The 14,688-nt window shown below is 69.5% G+C and carries 15 protein-coding genes; 9 read left to right on the forward strand and 6 right to left on the reverse strand.

Going from position 1 to position 14,688, the window contains the following annotated elements; all coding sequences use genetic code 11:
• Positions 1-367: 367 nt before the first annotated feature.
• Entirely contained in the window at positions 368-2,320 is a 1,953-nt protein-coding gene (gene dnaA, locus IG05_RS0119890; RefSeq protein WP_078894336.1) for a chromosomal replication initiator protein DnaA, read from the reverse strand.
• 394 nt (positions 2,321-2,714) lie between these two features.
• Between dnaA and rpmH the strand changes: the two genes are divergently transcribed.
• From rpmH to IG05_RS0119935, 9 genes are all read left to right on the forward strand, one after another.
• Positions 2,715-2,852: a 50S ribosomal protein L34 gene (gene rpmH / locus IG05_RS0119895; protein WP_003956500.1), complete on the forward strand. Its 138-nt coding sequence runs from the start codon at positions 2,715-2,717 to the stop codon at positions 2,850-2,852.
• A 21-nt stretch (positions 2,853-2,873) separates the two neighbouring features.
• On the forward strand, positions 2,874-3,245 hold the full coding sequence (gene rnpA / locus IG05_RS45470; protein WP_078611778.1) for a ribonuclease P protein component: 372 nt from the start codon (positions 2,874-2,876) through the stop codon (positions 3,243-3,245).
• Entirely contained in the window at positions 3,242-3,607 is a 366-nt protein-coding gene (yidD, locus tag IG05_RS0119905; RefSeq protein ID WP_030344362.1) for a membrane protein insertion efficiency factor YidD, read from the forward strand. The genes rnpA and yidD overlap by 4 nt, the downstream gene beginning before the upstream one ends.
• A 3-nt stretch (positions 3,608-3,610) precedes the next feature.
• The gene (gene yidC / locus IG05_RS0119910) at positions 3,611-4,882 is read left to right on the forward strand and encodes a membrane protein insertase YidC (protein WP_030344364.1); all 1,272 of its coding nucleotides are present in this window, start codon (positions 3,611-3,613) and stop codon (positions 4,880-4,882) included.
• 15 nt (positions 4,883-4,897) lie between these two features.
• Entirely contained in the window at positions 4,898-5,410 is a 513-nt protein-coding gene (locus IG05_RS0119915; RefSeq protein WP_030344365.1) for a protein jag, read from the forward strand.
• 117 nt (positions 5,411-5,527) lie between these two features.
• Positions 5,528-6,244, forward strand: a complete 717-nt coding sequence (gene rsmG, locus IG05_RS0119920; protein ID WP_030344367.1) for a 16S rRNA (guanine(527)-N(7))-methyltransferase RsmG — start codon at positions 5,528-5,530, stop codon at positions 6,242-6,244.
• A gap of 323 nt (positions 6,245-6,567) precedes the next feature.
• Positions 6,568-7,641: a ParA family protein gene (locus IG05_RS0119925; RefSeq protein WP_078894346.1), complete on the forward strand. Its 1,074-nt coding sequence runs from the start codon at positions 6,568-6,570 to the stop codon at positions 7,639-7,641.
• On the forward strand, positions 7,638-8,735 hold the full coding sequence (locus IG05_RS0119930; protein ID WP_030344370.1) for a ParB/RepB/Spo0J family partition protein: 1,098 nt from the start codon (positions 7,638-7,640) through the stop codon (positions 8,733-8,735). The genes IG05_RS0119925 and IG05_RS0119930 overlap by 4 nt, the downstream gene beginning before the upstream one ends.
• A gap of 323 nt (positions 8,736-9,058) precedes the next feature.
• Positions 9,059-9,676, forward strand: coding sequence for a GNAT family N-acetyltransferase (locus IG05_RS0119935; protein ID WP_030344372.1), 618 nt, complete (start codon positions 9,059-9,061; stop codon positions 9,674-9,676).
• An 85-nt stretch (positions 9,677-9,761) separates the two neighbouring features.
• Here the strand turns inward: IG05_RS0119935 and trxA are convergent, their stop codons facing one another.
• The 5 genes from trxA to IG05_RS0119960 all read right to left on the reverse strand — a co-directional run bounded on the left by trxA (position 9,762) and on the right by IG05_RS0119960 (position 14,639).
• Complete coding sequence (gene trxA / locus IG05_RS0119940) at positions 9,762-10,094, reverse strand: thioredoxin (RefSeq protein ID WP_030344374.1); 333 nt, start codon at positions 10,092-10,094, stop codon at positions 9,762-9,764.
• Between the two features lie 48 nt (positions 10,095-10,142).
• Positions 10,143-11,111 (reverse strand): thioredoxin-disulfide reductase, encoded by a 969-nt coding sequence (trxB, locus tag IG05_RS0119945; RefSeq protein WP_030344376.1) that lies wholly within the window; start codon positions 11,109-11,111, stop codon positions 10,143-10,145.
• 155 nt (positions 11,112-11,266) lie between these two features.
• Complete coding sequence (locus tag IG05_RS0119950) at positions 11,267-12,145, reverse strand: membrane protein (protein ID WP_030344377.1); 879 nt, start codon at positions 12,143-12,145, stop codon at positions 11,267-11,269.
• Positions 12,142-12,891 carry an RNA polymerase sigma factor SigM gene (gene sigM / locus IG05_RS0119955; protein WP_030344379.1) on the reverse strand — a complete coding sequence of 250 codons (750 nt, stop codon included), beginning with the start codon at positions 12,889-12,891 and terminating at the stop codon, positions 12,142-12,144. Before sigM ends, IG05_RS0119950 begins: the two co-directional genes overlap by 4 nt.
• 26 nt (positions 12,892-12,917) lie before the next feature.
• Positions 12,918-14,639, reverse strand: coding sequence for a protein kinase family protein (locus tag IG05_RS0119960; protein ID WP_030344380.1), 1,722 nt, complete (start codon positions 14,637-14,639; stop codon positions 12,918-12,920).
• Between the last annotated feature and the right edge of the window lie 49 nt (positions 14,640-14,688).

Raw genomic sequence — 14,688 nt, forward strand, 5'->3', positions numbered from 1 at the left:
AGTCCCCAGGATGTGGACGGAAGAAAGTCACCGAATCTGTGGAGAGTGGCCGTAACCAGGCAATTAATCGAACACCGGATGACGGGCGAAGGACGCTCCCCGGCCCGCGAGACCCGGCCGCAGGACCCGGAAACAGGGTTCTCGCCGATGCCCTCCGGTCCTCGCCGACGCCCACTGGTCCCCGGTCCCCGCCGGCCCTCGCCGAGCCCACCAGTCCTCGCTCCGGCGCCCACCGGTCCCCGCTCGCCGCCGGTGCCCACCGCTCCTCGCCGGGGCCCCGGCGATCGCTCCGGCGCCCGGCCCACGCAAAGGGCGCCCCGGGGAGACGTGTCCCCAGGGCGCCCTCGGCGCCGCCATACGGCCCGTGTCAGCCGTTCTTGATGCGGTTGGTCAGCTCGGTGACCTGGTTGTAGATCGAGCGCCGCTCGGCCATCAGCGCGCGGATCTTGCGGTCGGCGTGCATGACGGTCGTGTGGTCACGGCCGCCGAACTGCGCGCCGATCTTCGGCAGCGACAGGTCCGTCAGCTCCCGGCACAGGTACATCGCGATCTGCCGGGCCGTGACCAGCTGGCGGCCGCGCGAGCTGCCGCACAGGTCCTCGACCGTGAGCCCGAAGTAGTCCGCCGTCGCCGCCATGATCGCCGTCGCCGTGATCTCCGGCGTCGAGTCCTCGCCGCCGGGGATCAGGTCCTTCAGGACGATCTCGGTCAGGCCCAGGTCCACCGGCTGCCGGTTGAGCGAGGCGAACGCCGTCACCCGGATCAGCGCGCCCTCCAGCTCACGGATGTTCCGCGAGATCCGGGAGGCGATGAACTCCAGCACCTCCGGCGGGGCGTTGAGCTGCTCCTGGACCGCCTTCTTGCGCAGGATCGCGATCCGCGTCTCCAGCTCCGGCGGCTGGACGTCGGTGATCAGGCCCCACTCGAAACGGTTCCGCAGCCGGTCTTCCAGCGTGACCAGCTGCTTGGGCGGCCGGTCACTGGAGAGCACGATCTGCTTGTTGGCGTTGTGGAGCGTGTTGAAGGTGTGGAAGAACTCCTCCTGCGTCGACTCCTTGTCCGCCAGGAACTGGATGTCGTCGACGAGCAGGATGTCCATCTCGCGGTAGCGCTTGCGGAAGCTGTCGCCCTTGCCGTCGCGGATGGAGTTGATGAACTCGTTGGTGAACTCCTCCGAGCTGACGTACCGCACACGCGTGCCCGGGTAGAGGCTGCGCGCGTAGTGCCCGATCGCGTGCAGCAGGTGGGTCTTGCCGAGTCCCGACTCCCCGTAGATGAACAGGGGGTTGTACGCCTTCGCGGGGGCCTCGGCGACCGCGACCGCCGCCGCGTGCGCGAAGCGGTTGGAGGCGCCGATGACGAACGTGTCGAAGAGGTACTTCGGGTTCAGGCGCGCGGTCGGCTCGCCGGGGCCGCTCGCCGGTGCCGGCTGCGCGGCCAGCGGACCGGGGGCACCCGTGGGGGGCCCGTCGGGACGGCCGGGGCCGCCGCGGCGCGCCGGCGGTTCGGGCAGCTCACGGCGGACCGGGTCCCGCTGGTCGTACTCGGTCCGGGACGGGTCGTACTCCCCGCGCCCGGTGTCGTAGTCGGGGCGGGAGGGTTCGTACTCCGCGCGCGGGCCGTCGTACTCGCCGCGCTGCTGCTCGTACGGCGGCCGGTCCATGCCCTGCGGGCGGTAGTCCTGGGCCGGCGAGCCGTACGCGTCGGCGCCCTGGCCGTAGCCGTCCTGGGACGAGGGCGAGGCGTACGGGTCCCGCTCGGGGAAGCCGAGCCGGGGCTGCTGCCAGCCGTAGTCGTCCTGGCCGGGGCGCGGCCAGGCGCCGGGCTCGGGGCGGTGGTACTCGGACGGGTAGGCCGGACGCACGGTCGGGAGCTGGTCCGGACGGGCCGGGGGGTGCTCGGTGCGCGGCTCGGTGCCCGGCAGCTGCTCGGCGCCGCGGTGGCGGCCGTAGCCCTCGTACGGTCCGGAGGGCAGCTCCGGCTCCTCGTAGCGCGGCTTCGGGCCCTGCGGGGCGGCAGGTGCCGCGGGCGCCGGCGGTTCGCCCGCCGAGTCGTCCACGGTGATCGCGATCCGGATGGGGCGGCCGCACTCCCGGCTCAGGGTCTCGCTGACGACCGGCGCGAGACGGCCCTCCAGGACGCCCTTCGCGAATTCGTTCGGTACGGCGAGCAGGGCGGTGTCCGCGACCAGCGCTAGTGGCTGGCAGCGCCGGATCCAGTGCTCGTCCTTCGCCTCCACACCCTGTCCGCGGCCCTCGCCGAGGAGCTGCTCCAGTACTCGTGGCCACACTGCGGCAAGATCGGCAGGTACGTCAGCCACAGGGCACGCTCTCTCACGAGTCCCACGAACGTGTGGTCCGGGGACGGGTCGGGATGGAATCCGGATGGGTGGTCGGGGCGGTCCCGCTCGGGTGGGGACAAGGGAACGATTCGGAGTTCAGCCACGGTAGTCAGCGCGGCGGGTACGGTTCAAGTTGTTGTCCCCAGCCTGTGGACAGTGTCTCCCGCCGACCCCGGTTTGACCGAATGGCGCAGCCCCGCGTACCGTAACCAGGTCGAGTTGTCGATGGCTGCTGCCGCCTGCCTCCGATGGGCACAGATCGCTTCAGGTGATCGGGAAGCGGTGCACTCGGGCGTGACGCGAGCTACTCGTGGGCGCACGGTGACAGCCAGGACGGCACCCCGCCACTACCGATTTCTTCTGGAGCCCCCGAGTGAGCAAGCGCACCTTCCAGCCGAACAACCGTCGTCGCGCGAAGACCCACGGCTTCCGGCTGCGTATGCGCACCCGTGCCGGCCGCGCGATCCTCGCGTCCCGCCGTAGCAAGGGTCGCGCCCGCCTGTCCGCCTGATCCCGATCAGGTCATGACGTCGTGCTGCCCACCGAGAACCGGCTGAGGCGGCGCGAGGACTTCGCGACCGCGGTACGACGAGGTCGTCGGGCCGGACGCCCGACCCTCGTCGTCCACCTTCGTAGCGGTGCCACGGACCCGCACGCGCCTGGGGAGAGCGCTCCCCCGACGCGTGCGGGTTTCGTCGTGAGCAAGGCCGTGGGTGGCGCGGTCGTGCGCAACACAGTGAAGCGCAGACTGCGCCATCTGATGCGTGACCGAGTCGCCCTGTTCCCCCCCGGTAGCCTGGTAGTCGTACGAGCGCTGCCCGGAGCGGGCGACGCAGACCACGCACAGCTGGCCCGAGACCTGGATGCCGCCCTACAGCGGCTGCTGGGAGGGGGCGCGCGATGAAGTACCCGCTGCTGGCTCTGATCAAGCTGTACCAGTGGACGATCAGTCCGCTGCTCGGGCCGGTGTGCAAGTACTACCCGTCGTGCTCCCACTACGGCTACACGGCCATCGACCGGCACGGTGCGATCAAGGGAACGGCACTCACCGCCTGGCGCATCCTCCGGTGCAATCCGTGGTCGCTCGGCGGGGTGGACCATGTTCCGCCGCGTAAGCGCCCGCGGTGGCACGAAATGCTGCGCAACGCGTGGCGCGCACGCAAGGCGGGGCCCTCCGCCGCCGAACCGGCCACCGAAGCGAAGCTTGTTCCCGAGTCTCCTTCGAGCCCGGCCGCAGAGACCTCGTCCCATGCCCAAGGAGCATGATTAGTGGACACGATTGCCAGCCTCTTCAGCTTCATCACGACACCCGTCTCCTGGGTCATCGTCCAGTTCCACAAGGTGTACGGCGCGATCTTCGGCCCGAACACCGGATGGGCCTGGGGCCTGTCCATCGTGTCCCTGGTGATTCTGATCCGCATCTGCCTGATCCCGCTCTTCGTGAAGCAGATCAAGTCGACGCGCGCGATGCAGACGCTCCAGCCGGAGATGAAGAAGATCCAGGAGCGCTACAAGAACGACCGGCAGCGCCAGTCCGAAGAGATGATGAAGCTGTACAAGGAGACGGGTACCAACCCGCTCTCCTCGTGCCTTCCCATCCTGGCGCAGTCCCCGTTCTTCTTCGCCCTGTACCACGTGCTCAACGGCATCGCGACGGGCAAGACCATCGGCGTCATCAACGAGCCGCTGCTCGCCAGCGCCCGTAAGGCGCACATCTTCGGTGCCCCGCTCGCCGCGAAGTTCATGGACAGCTCGGACAAGGTCGCGGCGCTGGGCGCCACGCTGACCGACGTCCGTGTCGTGACCGCGGTCATGATCGTCATGATGTCGTTCTCGCAGTTCTACACGCAGCGCCAGCTGATGACGAAGAACGTCGACACGACGGTCAAGACGCCGTTTATGCAGCAGCAGAAGATGCTGATGTACGTCTTCCCGGTCATGTTCGCCGTCTTCGGCATCAACTTCCCGGTCGGTGTCCTCGTCTACTGGCTGACCACCAACGTGTGGACCATGGGCCAGCAGATGTACGTCATCCACAACAACCCGACCCCGGGTTCCAAGGCCCAGGCCGCCTACCTGGAGCGCCTGACCAAGCACGTCACGCAGCACGGCAAGGTCCGCCGGCGCAGCGAGAAGGTCATCGTCAAGGCGATCGTCGCCAAGGGCCGCGACCGCAACGAGTTCGAGCGCAAGTTCATCAACGCGCTCAACAAGGCCGGTCTCGCCGCCCAGGCCGACGGCTCGGTGGCCCACAGCGCGACCCAGGCTGCGGCCCAGACCGAGGAGGGCGCGGTCGCCGGCACCGCCACGGCCACCGCCGTCCGGCGTCAGCAGCCCAAGCGTCAGTCCAAGTCCCAGCGCCAGTCCGGTGCGGCCAAGCAGGCGGAGGACGCCCTGTCGCTGGAGAAGTCCGAGCCGCAGGACGCCAAGCCCGCCGATGCCAAGCAGTCCCAGAAGCCCGGCTCGGGCACCCGCAGCAAGGCCCAGTCCGGCCAGCGCAAGGGTGGACCGCAGCGGCCCAAGTCCCCGTCCAAGAAGTAAGAAGGAGCCCATCCCGTGACGGAAGGCACCACCTCCGCCGCTGCCGAGGGTGCAGACACCCTCACCCGCCTGGAGCAGGAGGGTGAGATCGCGGCGGACTACCTGGAGGGTCTGCTGGACATCGCCGACCTCGACGGCGACATCGACATGGACGTCGAGGCCGACCGGGCCTCCGTGTCGATCATCAGCGACACCGGCAGCCGCGATCTGCAGAAGCTGGTCGGCCGGGACGGCGAGGTGCTGGAGGCGCTGCAGGAGCTGACGCGCCTGGCGGTGCACCGGGAGACCGGCGACCGCAGCCGGCTGATGCTGGACATCGCGGAGTACCGGGCCAAGAAGCGCTCCGAGCTGTCCGAGCTGGGCGCCAAGGCCGCCGCCGAGGTGAAGAGCAGCGGCGAGCCCGTGAAGCTCAAGCCGATGACCCCGTTCGAGCGCAAGGTCGTGCACGACGCGGTCAAGGCCGCGGGACTGCGCAGCGAGTCCGAGGGCGAGGAGCCGCAGCGCTTCGTCGTCGTGCTGCCCGCCTGATCGGTCCTCTCGTTTCACCGGCCCCGTCTGTTGAGCAGGCGGGGCCGAATTTTGTCAGCCTGGTAGTTCTGGTGGCCGGTGCGCGAAGCGCCGGCGCTGTACGGAAGGACGGTCCCCGTGACGGAGGCAGCGGAGCTTCCCCCCGCGCCCGAGCAGGCGCGGGAAGTGTTTGGTGATCGCTTCGCCGATGCGGTCCGCTATGCGGAGCTGCTCGCCGAGGCGGGCGTGCAGCGGGGCCTGATCGGCCCGCGGGAAGTGCCCCGCCTGTGGGAGCGGCACCTGCTCAACTGCGCGGTGCTCTCCGAGGCGGTGCCGGAGGGGGTGACGGTATGCGATGTCGGCTCCGGTGCCGGGCTGCCGGGCATCCCGCTGGCCCTGGTCCGCGACGACCTGAACATCACCCTGCTGGAGCCCCTGCTGCGGCGCACCAACTTCCTGACCGAGGTGGTCGAACTCCTCGGCCTGGACCATGTCACCGTGGTGCGCGGCCGGGCCGAGGAAGTCCTGGGCAAGCTGCCGCCGGTCCATGTGGTGACTGCCCGGGCCGTGGCGCCGCTGGACCGTCTGGCCGCCTGGGGCATTCCGCTGCTGCGCCCGTACGGCGAGATGCTCGCGCTCAAGGGGGACACCGCCGAGGAGGAGCTGAAGGCGGCGGCCACCGCCCTCAGCAAGCTCGGTGCCGTGGAGACGTCCGTCCTCCATGTGGGCGAGGGCGTGGTGGATCCGCTGTCCACGGTGGTGCGGGTCGAGGTCGGGGAGAGCCCGGGCGGTGTGCGGTTCGCCGCGAAGCGCGCCAAGGCGGCCCGTACCGGTCGCGCTCGCCGTCGTCGGTGAATCAAGTGATGAACGTCGCTGATCCGTCCTGACGACGAGACGTACTCCACACAAGCTGCCAAACCTACGCAAGCCGGAGTGTCGCGAAGGTCCGGTCGCAGTGGCTGTGCATCGTGTTTCACGTGAAACGTCGCTCACTGCTGCACGGCATCATCAGTCGTGGCCGCGCTGCGGCCGAACCCCGCGACCGGAAGCCTCTCGGTGCCCTCCGAGAGGGTCCCGCTTCCCCCGATGCTCCGCCCCCCTCCGGGGGTACGGAGTTGTCCACAGAGGTGGATTTCTCCACAGATCGCCAGGCCTCACTGGTTCACGACCCCGAAGACATGGGAGGCTCTGTTCATTGCGAGCCTGAAGTCGAGGAGAGTGAATCCTTGCGGTCCGACGCCAACATCGCGGGACCGATGACCGATCCGGTCCCCGGTCCCCGTACCGAGTCGACGGGGGCGGATGTTTCACGTGAAACACCGCCTCCGATGGACGACACTCCCATCGGTCGTGCGGCCCAACTGGCGGTGGAGGCTCTCGGCCGCGCCGGCGAAGGCCTGCCACGACCGGAGCAGACCCGAATCATCGTGGTCGCCAACCAGAAGGGTGGCGTCGGCAAGACGACGACGACCGTCAACCTTGCCGCTTCGCTGGCTCTGCACGGTGGCCGTGTCCTGGTGATCGACCTCGACCCGCAGGGCAACGCGTCCACGGCTCTGGGGATCGACCACCACGCCGACGTGCCGTCCATCTATGACGTGTTGGTGGAGAGCAAGCCTCTCGCCGAGGTCGTCCAGCCCGTCTCGGACGTCGAAGGCCTCTTCTGCGCCCCCGCCACCATCGATCTCGCCGGTGCGGAGATCGAGCTGGTGTCCCTGGTGGCGCGGGAGAGCCGGCTCCAGCGAGCCATCCAGGCGTACGAGCAGCCGTTGGACTACATCCTCATCGACTGTCCGCCCTCGCTCGGCCTGTTGACGGTCAACGCGCTCGTCGCGGGCGCCGAGGTCCTCATCCCGATCCAGTGCGAGTACTACGCACTGGAGGGGCTCGGACAACTCCTGCGGAACGTCGACCTGGTGCGGGGGCACCTCAACCCCACCCTGCATGTGTCGACCATCCTGCTCACCATGTACGACGGCCGGACGCGCCTCGCGTCCCAGGTCGCGGAAGAGGTGCGCACCCACTTCGGTGACGAGGTGCTGCGGACGAGTATTCCTCGCTCGGTCCGTATCTCAGAGGCGCCGAGTTACGGGCAGACGGTGCTGACTTACGATCCAGGATCGAGCGGCGCCCTCTCGTATCTTGAGGCGGCCCGAGAAATCGCGCTGAAGGGCACCGGCATCAGCTACGACGCGAGCCAGGCCCATATCGGCGCCCAGAAAGACCCGAGCATGGTGGAGGGGATCCAGTGAGCGAGCGACGGAGGGGTCTGGGCCGTGGTCTCGGCGCGTTGATCCCCGCTGCCCCGACCGAGAAGGCCCCGGCCCCGGCGGCGATGGGAGGCGGAGTCTCCGCCTCCCCCGCAGCCGTGCCGGTGCTGACGACCGACCGCGGAGTGGCCGCCGCGAAGGTGGCCACGCTGCCGCCGGTTGCCCAGGAGCCCGAGGCGGCTCCGGCGATCCCGGACGCCGAGGTGCCTGCGCCTCCGATGGGGGCCCACTTCGCCGAGATCCCCCTCGACGCCATCACGCCCAATCCACGCCAGCCGCGTGAGATCTTCGACGAGGACGCGCTCCAGGAACTGGTCACCTCCATCAAGGAGGTCGGCCTCCTGCAGCCCGTCGTCGTGCGGCAGCTCGGACCCGCTCGCTACGAGCTGATCATGGGTGAGCGTCGCTGGCGAGCCTGCCGTGAGGCCGGTCTGGAAGCCATTCCGGCCATTGTCCGGGCCACGGACGACGAGAAGCTTCTCCTGGACGCGCTGCTGGAGAACCTGCACCGCGCGCAGCTGAACCCGATCGAAGAGGCCGCTGCCTACGACCAGCTGCTGAAGGACTTCAACTGCACGCACGACCAGCTGGCCGACCGGATCGGGCGCTCCCGCCCGCAGGTCTCCAACACCCTGAGGCTGCTGAGGCTCTCCCCGACCGTCCAGAAGCGGGTGGCCGCCGGTGTGCTCTCGGCCGGCCATGCCCGGGCGCTGCTGGCCGTCGAGGACTCGGAGGAGCAGGACCGGCTGGCTCACCGGATCGTCGCCGAGGGGCTGTCGGTGCGGTCCGTGGAAGAGATCGTGACCCTGATGGGCTCGCGGCCCCAGAAGGCCTCCCGCGCCCGGGGGCCCCGGGCCGGCTCCGTGCCCTCGCCGGCGCTCAGCGAGCTGGCCACGCGGCTCTCGGACCGCTTCGAGACGCGGGTGAAGGTCGAGCTCGGCCAGAAGAAGGGCAAGATCACCGTCGAGTTCGCCTCCGCGGACGACCTCGAACGGATCCTCAGCACGCTCGCCCCGGGCGAGAAGCTGGCGCTCCAGAAGAGCCTCCAGGGCGACGGCGAGGAGACGCACGACTGATCCTCGGGCTGTGCCGCCCGGTGGGACAGTGAAAGCGGGCCGTGTCCGGTGTGTACCGGACACGGCCCGCTCTTTGCTGTGGGGCGGTATCGAGTGCATCCCATCGTGGATACGATGCGATCAGGTATGGCACGTCCACCGGACAGCATCTGCATCTGTGAGTGGGAGACAGGGGCCATGCGATCGATGAGCCGCACCGGACTGGTGAGCGCGGGTCTGAGCTTGGGAGCCGTCGGCGGATTCGTCGGCAGCCTGCTCAGACGACGGAGCGCTCTGACAGCCGCTCACGATGCGGCGGGCCAAGGAAGCGAGGATCAGCCTTCATGGGGCGTCGGCTCGTGCCGCTTACGCTGGACAACCTTCAGGACGTTCCCCATCGGTGCCGTTCGTGCGTCTTCTGGGAACTCGACCCTGTCAGCGGCGAAGCGGCAGTGAAGGCGGGCACGGCCGCACTGGAGAAGGAAGCCTGGATCTCCGCCGTCCTGCTCGACTGGGGGTCGTGCGGCCGGGTGGTGTACGTCGATGACGTACCAGCGGGATTCGTCCTCTATGCTCCGCCGGCCTACGTCCCGCGTTCGACGGCCTTCCCCACGAGTCCGGTGTCGCCGGACGCCGTCCAGCTGATGACGGCATTCGTGATGCCCGGCTATCAGGGGCAGGGGCTGGGCCGTGTGCTGGTGCAGGCGGTTGCCAAGGATCTGCTGCGCCGGGGCTTCAAGGCGATCGAGGCGTTCGGGGACGTCCGCTGGAAGGAGCCCGCCTGTCTGCTGCCCGCCGACCATCTCCTGTCCGTGGGCTTCAAGACGGTCCGCCAGCATCCCACGCACCCCCGGCTGCGGCTGGAGCTGCGGTCCACGCTCTCCTGGAAGGAAGACGTGGAGATGGCACTCGACCGGCTCCTGGGAGCGGTCCAGAAGGAGCCGGCGCTCAGGCCGCTGTAGCGCTAGGTGGCGGCTGTGTGGGAAGCCGTCGAATACGAATGGGCCAACCCGAGGAGGTTGGCCCATTCGTGTTTCACGTGAAACGTCACTCGGCGATGAACTCTTCGAGGTCGCGCAGGAGCGCGGCCTTGGGCTTGGCGCCGACGATGGTCTTGGTGACCTCGCCGCCCTGGTAGACGTTCAGGGTCGGGATCGACATGACGCCGTACTTGGCCGCCGTGCCGGGGTTCTCATCAATGTTGATCTTCACGATCTCGATCTTGTCGCCGTGCTCGGCAGCGATCGCCTCCAGGGACGGAGCGATCTGGCGGCACGGGCCGCACCACGCTGCCCAGAAGTCCACGAGGACGGGCTTGTCGTTCTTGAGGACTTCCTGGTCGAAGGAGTCGTCGGTAACAATCTTCAGGTTGCCGGCCACGGTGGGCTCCTTACCTTGGTCGTGCGGTGGGGCGGGGAGAGGGGAAGGTCAGACTGCGGTCTTCTCGGGTTCCGCCTGCTCCTCGTCGGCGAGGGCGGCGAGGTAGCGCTCGGCGTCCAGGGCGGCGGAGCAGCCGGTGCCGGCCGCGGTGATCGCTTGGCGGTAGGTGTGGTCGACCACGTCACCGGCGGCGAAGACACCGGTCACGTTGGTGCGGGTGGAGGGGGCGGCGACCTTCAGGTAGCCCTCCTCGTCCAGGTCCAGCTGGCCCTTGAACAGCTCGGTGCGCGGGTCGTGGCCGATCGCGATGAACAGGCCCGTCACGGGCAGCTCGGACAGCTCGCCGGTCTTGAGGTTGCGCAGCTTCAGGCCGGTGAGCTTCTGGTCCCCCCGGATTTCGGCGACCTCGCTGTCCCAGACGAACTTGATCTTCGGGTCGCCGAACGCGCGCTCCTGCATCGCCTTGGAGGCGCGCAGGGTGTCCCGGCGGTGGACGACCGTCACGGACTTGGCGAACCGCGAGAGGAAGGTGGCCTCCTCCATCGCGGTGTCGCCACCGCCGATCACGGCGATGTCATGCTCCTTGAAGAAGAAGCCGTCACAGGTGGCGCACCAGGAGACACCGCGGCCGGAGAGCGCGTCCTCGTTCGGCAGGCCCAGCTTGCGGTGCTGGGAGCCCGTGGTGACGATGACGGCCTTCGCCCGGTGGACCGTGCCCGCGGTGTCGGTGACGGTCTTGATCTCACCGGTCAGGTCGACGGAGACGATGTCATCCGGAACCAGCTCGGCACCGAAGCGTTCGGCCTGGGCGCGCATGTTGTCCATGAGGTCGGGGCCCATGATGCCGTCGCGGAAGCCCGGGAAGTTCTCCACCTCGGTGGTGTTCATGAGCGCACCACCCGCGGTGACGGCGCCTTCGAACACCAGGGGCTTCAGCGATGCACGGGCGGTGTACAGCGCCGCCGTGTAGCCTGCGGGCCCGGAGCCGATGATGATCACGTTACGGACGTCGCTCACGGCTTGATTCCTCGTCTCTGGTCTGCGTCAGTCGACCGGATGCGAGTCCCTTTCGGGACTCTCACCCCACCCAACGGATCCTACGGGGCGCGCATTCCCGGTGTGTCCGGGCACACGCATGCCCGGGGACGGCCGAAGGAGTGTTCCAGCCGGTGTCAGGGACGCGCGACGGACTGCTTCAGCAGAACCGTCCCGGCCGACGCCGTCTGCTGGTGTACGCAGCCCGCCTCGACCACGTATGCGGTGACCCGCTTGCTGTCCTCGGCGTCGGCCACGACGACGAGGTAGGCGGCCTTCCCCGCGTACGTTCCCGTCTTGGCGCCCAGGACGTCGGCGCTCTGCCGGAGCGCCTGCCGGACGCAGTCGGGAACCGGAACCGCGGTCTGGATCAAGGTGTTCGGGCCCTCGGTCGAGCCGGGGGTGCCGGAGCCGCCGTCGGAGTTCAGCCGGGGCCTCTCGCTGCCCCGCTGCAAGCCCTTCTCCGTGGTGAGGAGAGTCTTCACCTGGTGCTGCACGCTGTCACCCGAGAAGGTCTCGGCGGGGCCGGTCGGCGTCCCGTGGGCCGTCGTGTGATCACCGCTGTCACCGAGCGAGGCCAGGACCAGGCTTCCGGCGCCCAGGACCGCGGCCGTGAGAACGGCACCCAGCACGAGCCGGCCGCGGCGCCGGCCCCGCTTGTCCTTGCGGCCCGGTCCGGTCGTCGCACGCGGACGGCCTGCGGGGCGGTCGGCGGAGGTCGATGTTTCACGTGAAACATGGTCCGCGGTGTCCTCGTCGCCGACGGCCGGTAGTGCCTCGGCGGCAAGGGCGGCGTCGATCCGCGCGGCCACATCGTCCGGCATCCGCTCCGCCGCCGGCACGGAGCCCAGCAGACCCCGGATCTCCTCCAGCGAGACGTACACGTCCGCGCACGCCTCACACGCGTCCAGGTGGCGCCGCACGTCCGTGCCGCGGTCCGGCGGCAGCAGGCCTTCGGTGAGGTCGGAGATCTCGGCGACGTCCGGGTGCCCGGCCGTGTCCGTCCTGGAAGTCACGCTCGCCCACCTCCGCCCTTCACTACGGCTGAATCGCTCGGTCCCGCGTCCTGGGGGTGCCCACTCGGGGATCCCGTTGCCGGTGGGACGGATGGCCGCTGTCCCCGGTTCCGTCCCGGGCCGCCTTCTTTCGGGCTTCTGGTACCGCCCGCTCCGGGGTCTGCGGTGCCTCCGGGCCGTAGGTGCGTGAGCAGGGGGAGCAGTCTGGCCCTGCCCCGGGCGCATCGGCTCTTCACCGTGCCCGTCGGCACGTCCAGGATCCGTGCGGCCTCCGCCACGGGATAGCCCTGCATGTCCACCAGGATCAGGGCGGCCCGCTGCTCCTGCGGAAGGGTGCCGAGCGCTTCGAGGAGCTGGCGGTGCACGTCTTTCCGCTCGGCCGGTGCCGAGGCGGACTCGTGCGGCTCCAGCAGCTGCTCCAGCCGCTCGGTGTCGTCGACCGGAGCCGTCTTGCGCGAGGCCGCCTTGCGCGCCCGGTCCAGGCAGGCGTTGACCGTGATCCGGTGCAACCAGGTCGTGACGGCCGACTGGCCCCGGAAGGTGTGGGCGGCCCGATAGGCCGACACCAGGGCGTCCTGCACCGCGTCAGCGGCCTCCTCGCGGTCCCCCAGCGTCCGCAGGGCGACCGCCCAGAGCCGGTCCCGGTGCCGCCGCACGATCTCACCGAAGGCTTCGGGGTCGCCTTCCACGTGACGGGCGAGCAGGTCGCTATCGCCCACTCCGTCGTATCCGGCGCCCTCCGCCATCTGCCCCCTCCGGTCCGGGTGAGACGTCAGCCCGTGAACTTCACTTCGCCGATGGCCTGCTTGTAACCGGCACTGGCGTACAGCGTCGAGTCGTACCCCGAGTTCGGCACGGCCGTCAGCCAGACGAGGACGTACTGCGTCTTGACCGGCTTGGTCACCTTCACCGTGGCGGTGGTGCCCGTGGTCGTGACGCTGCCGATCTTCGTCATGGAGTCCAGCGACGCCGGCGTCAGCGAGTCCGCAGCGTACAGCTCGACCGTCGTGTGGTCACCGCCGTAGCGGAGACCGAGGGCGGCGGTGCTGAGCTGCTTCGCCGAGCCGAGGTCGTACACGATGCCGACGCCCGGCTTGTACGGCGCGAACGTCGGACCCTCGTTGTAGCTCTTGGTCTTCCAGTACGTCGATGCGTCGCCGTCGTAGGTCTTCGATTCGGCGCCGGAGTTCTGGGGGTCGCCCTTGGCGACGAACTCCTGGCCGTTCTGGATCTTTATCGGGGTGGGCTTCGGCTTCACGACGTTCTTGTCGCCGCCGTCCGTCGTCTGGGTCTTGTGGGTGTCGTCGGACTTCTCGCCCCGGTCCATCAGGGCGTCCGCCAGCTGCCAGCTGCCCAGGCCGAGGGCGGCGATCAGCAGGGCCGACACCGCCCACTTCAGGGCCTTGCCGGTGCGGCTCTGGAGCGGGGGCGGCGGGGCCGCGATCGGCTGGGTGGCACCGGGGTGCAACGGCGGGCGGCCGTAGGTGCCCTGTTGGTAGGTCGTGCGCTGGTACTCCGGCGGCGCCGTGAACGCCGGCTCGGGCGGGCGGATGCGGGGCATCTCGCCGATCGCCTTCACCAGCTCCTCCGGCGTGGTGCACGGCGCCTCGTGCCGGGACGCCGTGGCCCCGTCGTTGACGAGGGCGCGCATGGTCAGCTCGGACAGGCCGCGGTGCACACCGGCCCGCACCTGGTCCGGGGCGATGAGACCGATGTCCTTGGGGAGGCCGGACAGGCCGTAGGCGTCGCTCTCGTAGGGCCAGCGCTGGGTCAGCGCCGCGTACAGCAGGGCGCCGATCGCCTCGGTGTCGGTGCGCTGCGGGGTGTCGGAGCTGATGCCCCGCAGTGCCGCGTTCACCGCCAGGCCCCGGATGCGCCACTGGCCGGTGGAGGCGCGCAGTACGGCGTTCGGGTTCAGCCGCAGATGGGCGAGACCCTCCCGGTGCGCGGCCGCCATGGCCGAGGCGACCTGACTGACCATCTGGTAGGCGTCGTGCGGCTCCAGCGGGCCGCCGGCGAGGAGCGTGGACAGCTCGGTGGCGTCGGGCAGCCACTCGTGGACGACGTAGACGAGGTCGTTCTCCTCGACGGCGTCGAGGACCTGGACGAAGCGTGGATCACCGAGCAGGGCGGAGGAACGAGCGGCGGCGAGGACGGAACGGGCCCTGGCGTGGTCCGCGGGCAGTACATGCACGCCGACGGCACGACGGAGTTTCTCGTCGACCGCACGCCAACTGCTGAATCCGTCCAGACGGGTGACGCACTCCTCCAGCCGGTAGCGTCTGGCGAGCTTGTGACCGCTGTGCAGTTCGGGAGGCGATGCCTTCCGTCCGGGACCCTCGGATCCGCCGCTCCCCTGTGCCTCGTCGCTGTCCGTGTCCCGCTCCGGGTTCTTGGCCACCCCGTCGGCCGTGGACTGGTCCGCCTTCGCGGTCAGCGGTTGCTCACCGCTGTTGTCTGCCACGTCGACGGCAGCCGTGCTCCGTTCCGCCACCGTCGTCCCTGCCTCCCCATCCGTTGCACGCTGTCCGACGCCGAAACCA

The sequence above is a fragment of the Streptomyces sp. NRRL S-1022 genome, from assembly GCF_000720135.1.
Lineage (GTDB): Bacteria > Actinomycetota > Actinomycetes > Streptomycetales > Streptomycetaceae > Streptomyces.

Coding starts and splice junctions, on each gene's coding strand:
- yidD (WP_030344362.1), top strand. CDS start 3,242: ATGAAGTACCCGCTGCTGGCTCTGATCAAGCTGTACCAGTGGACGATC.
- IG05_RS0119925 (WP_078894346.1), top strand. CDS start 6,568: ATGGGAGGCTCTGTTCATTGCGAGCCTGAAGTCGAGGAGAGTGAATCC.
- IG05_RS0119935 (WP_030344372.1), top strand. CDS start 9,059: ATGGGGCGTCGGCTCGTGCCGCTTACGCTGGACAACCTTCAGGACGTT.
- sigM (WP_030344379.1), bottom strand. CDS start 12,891: ATGGCGGAGGGCGCCGGATACGACGGAGTGGGCGATAGCGACCTGCTC.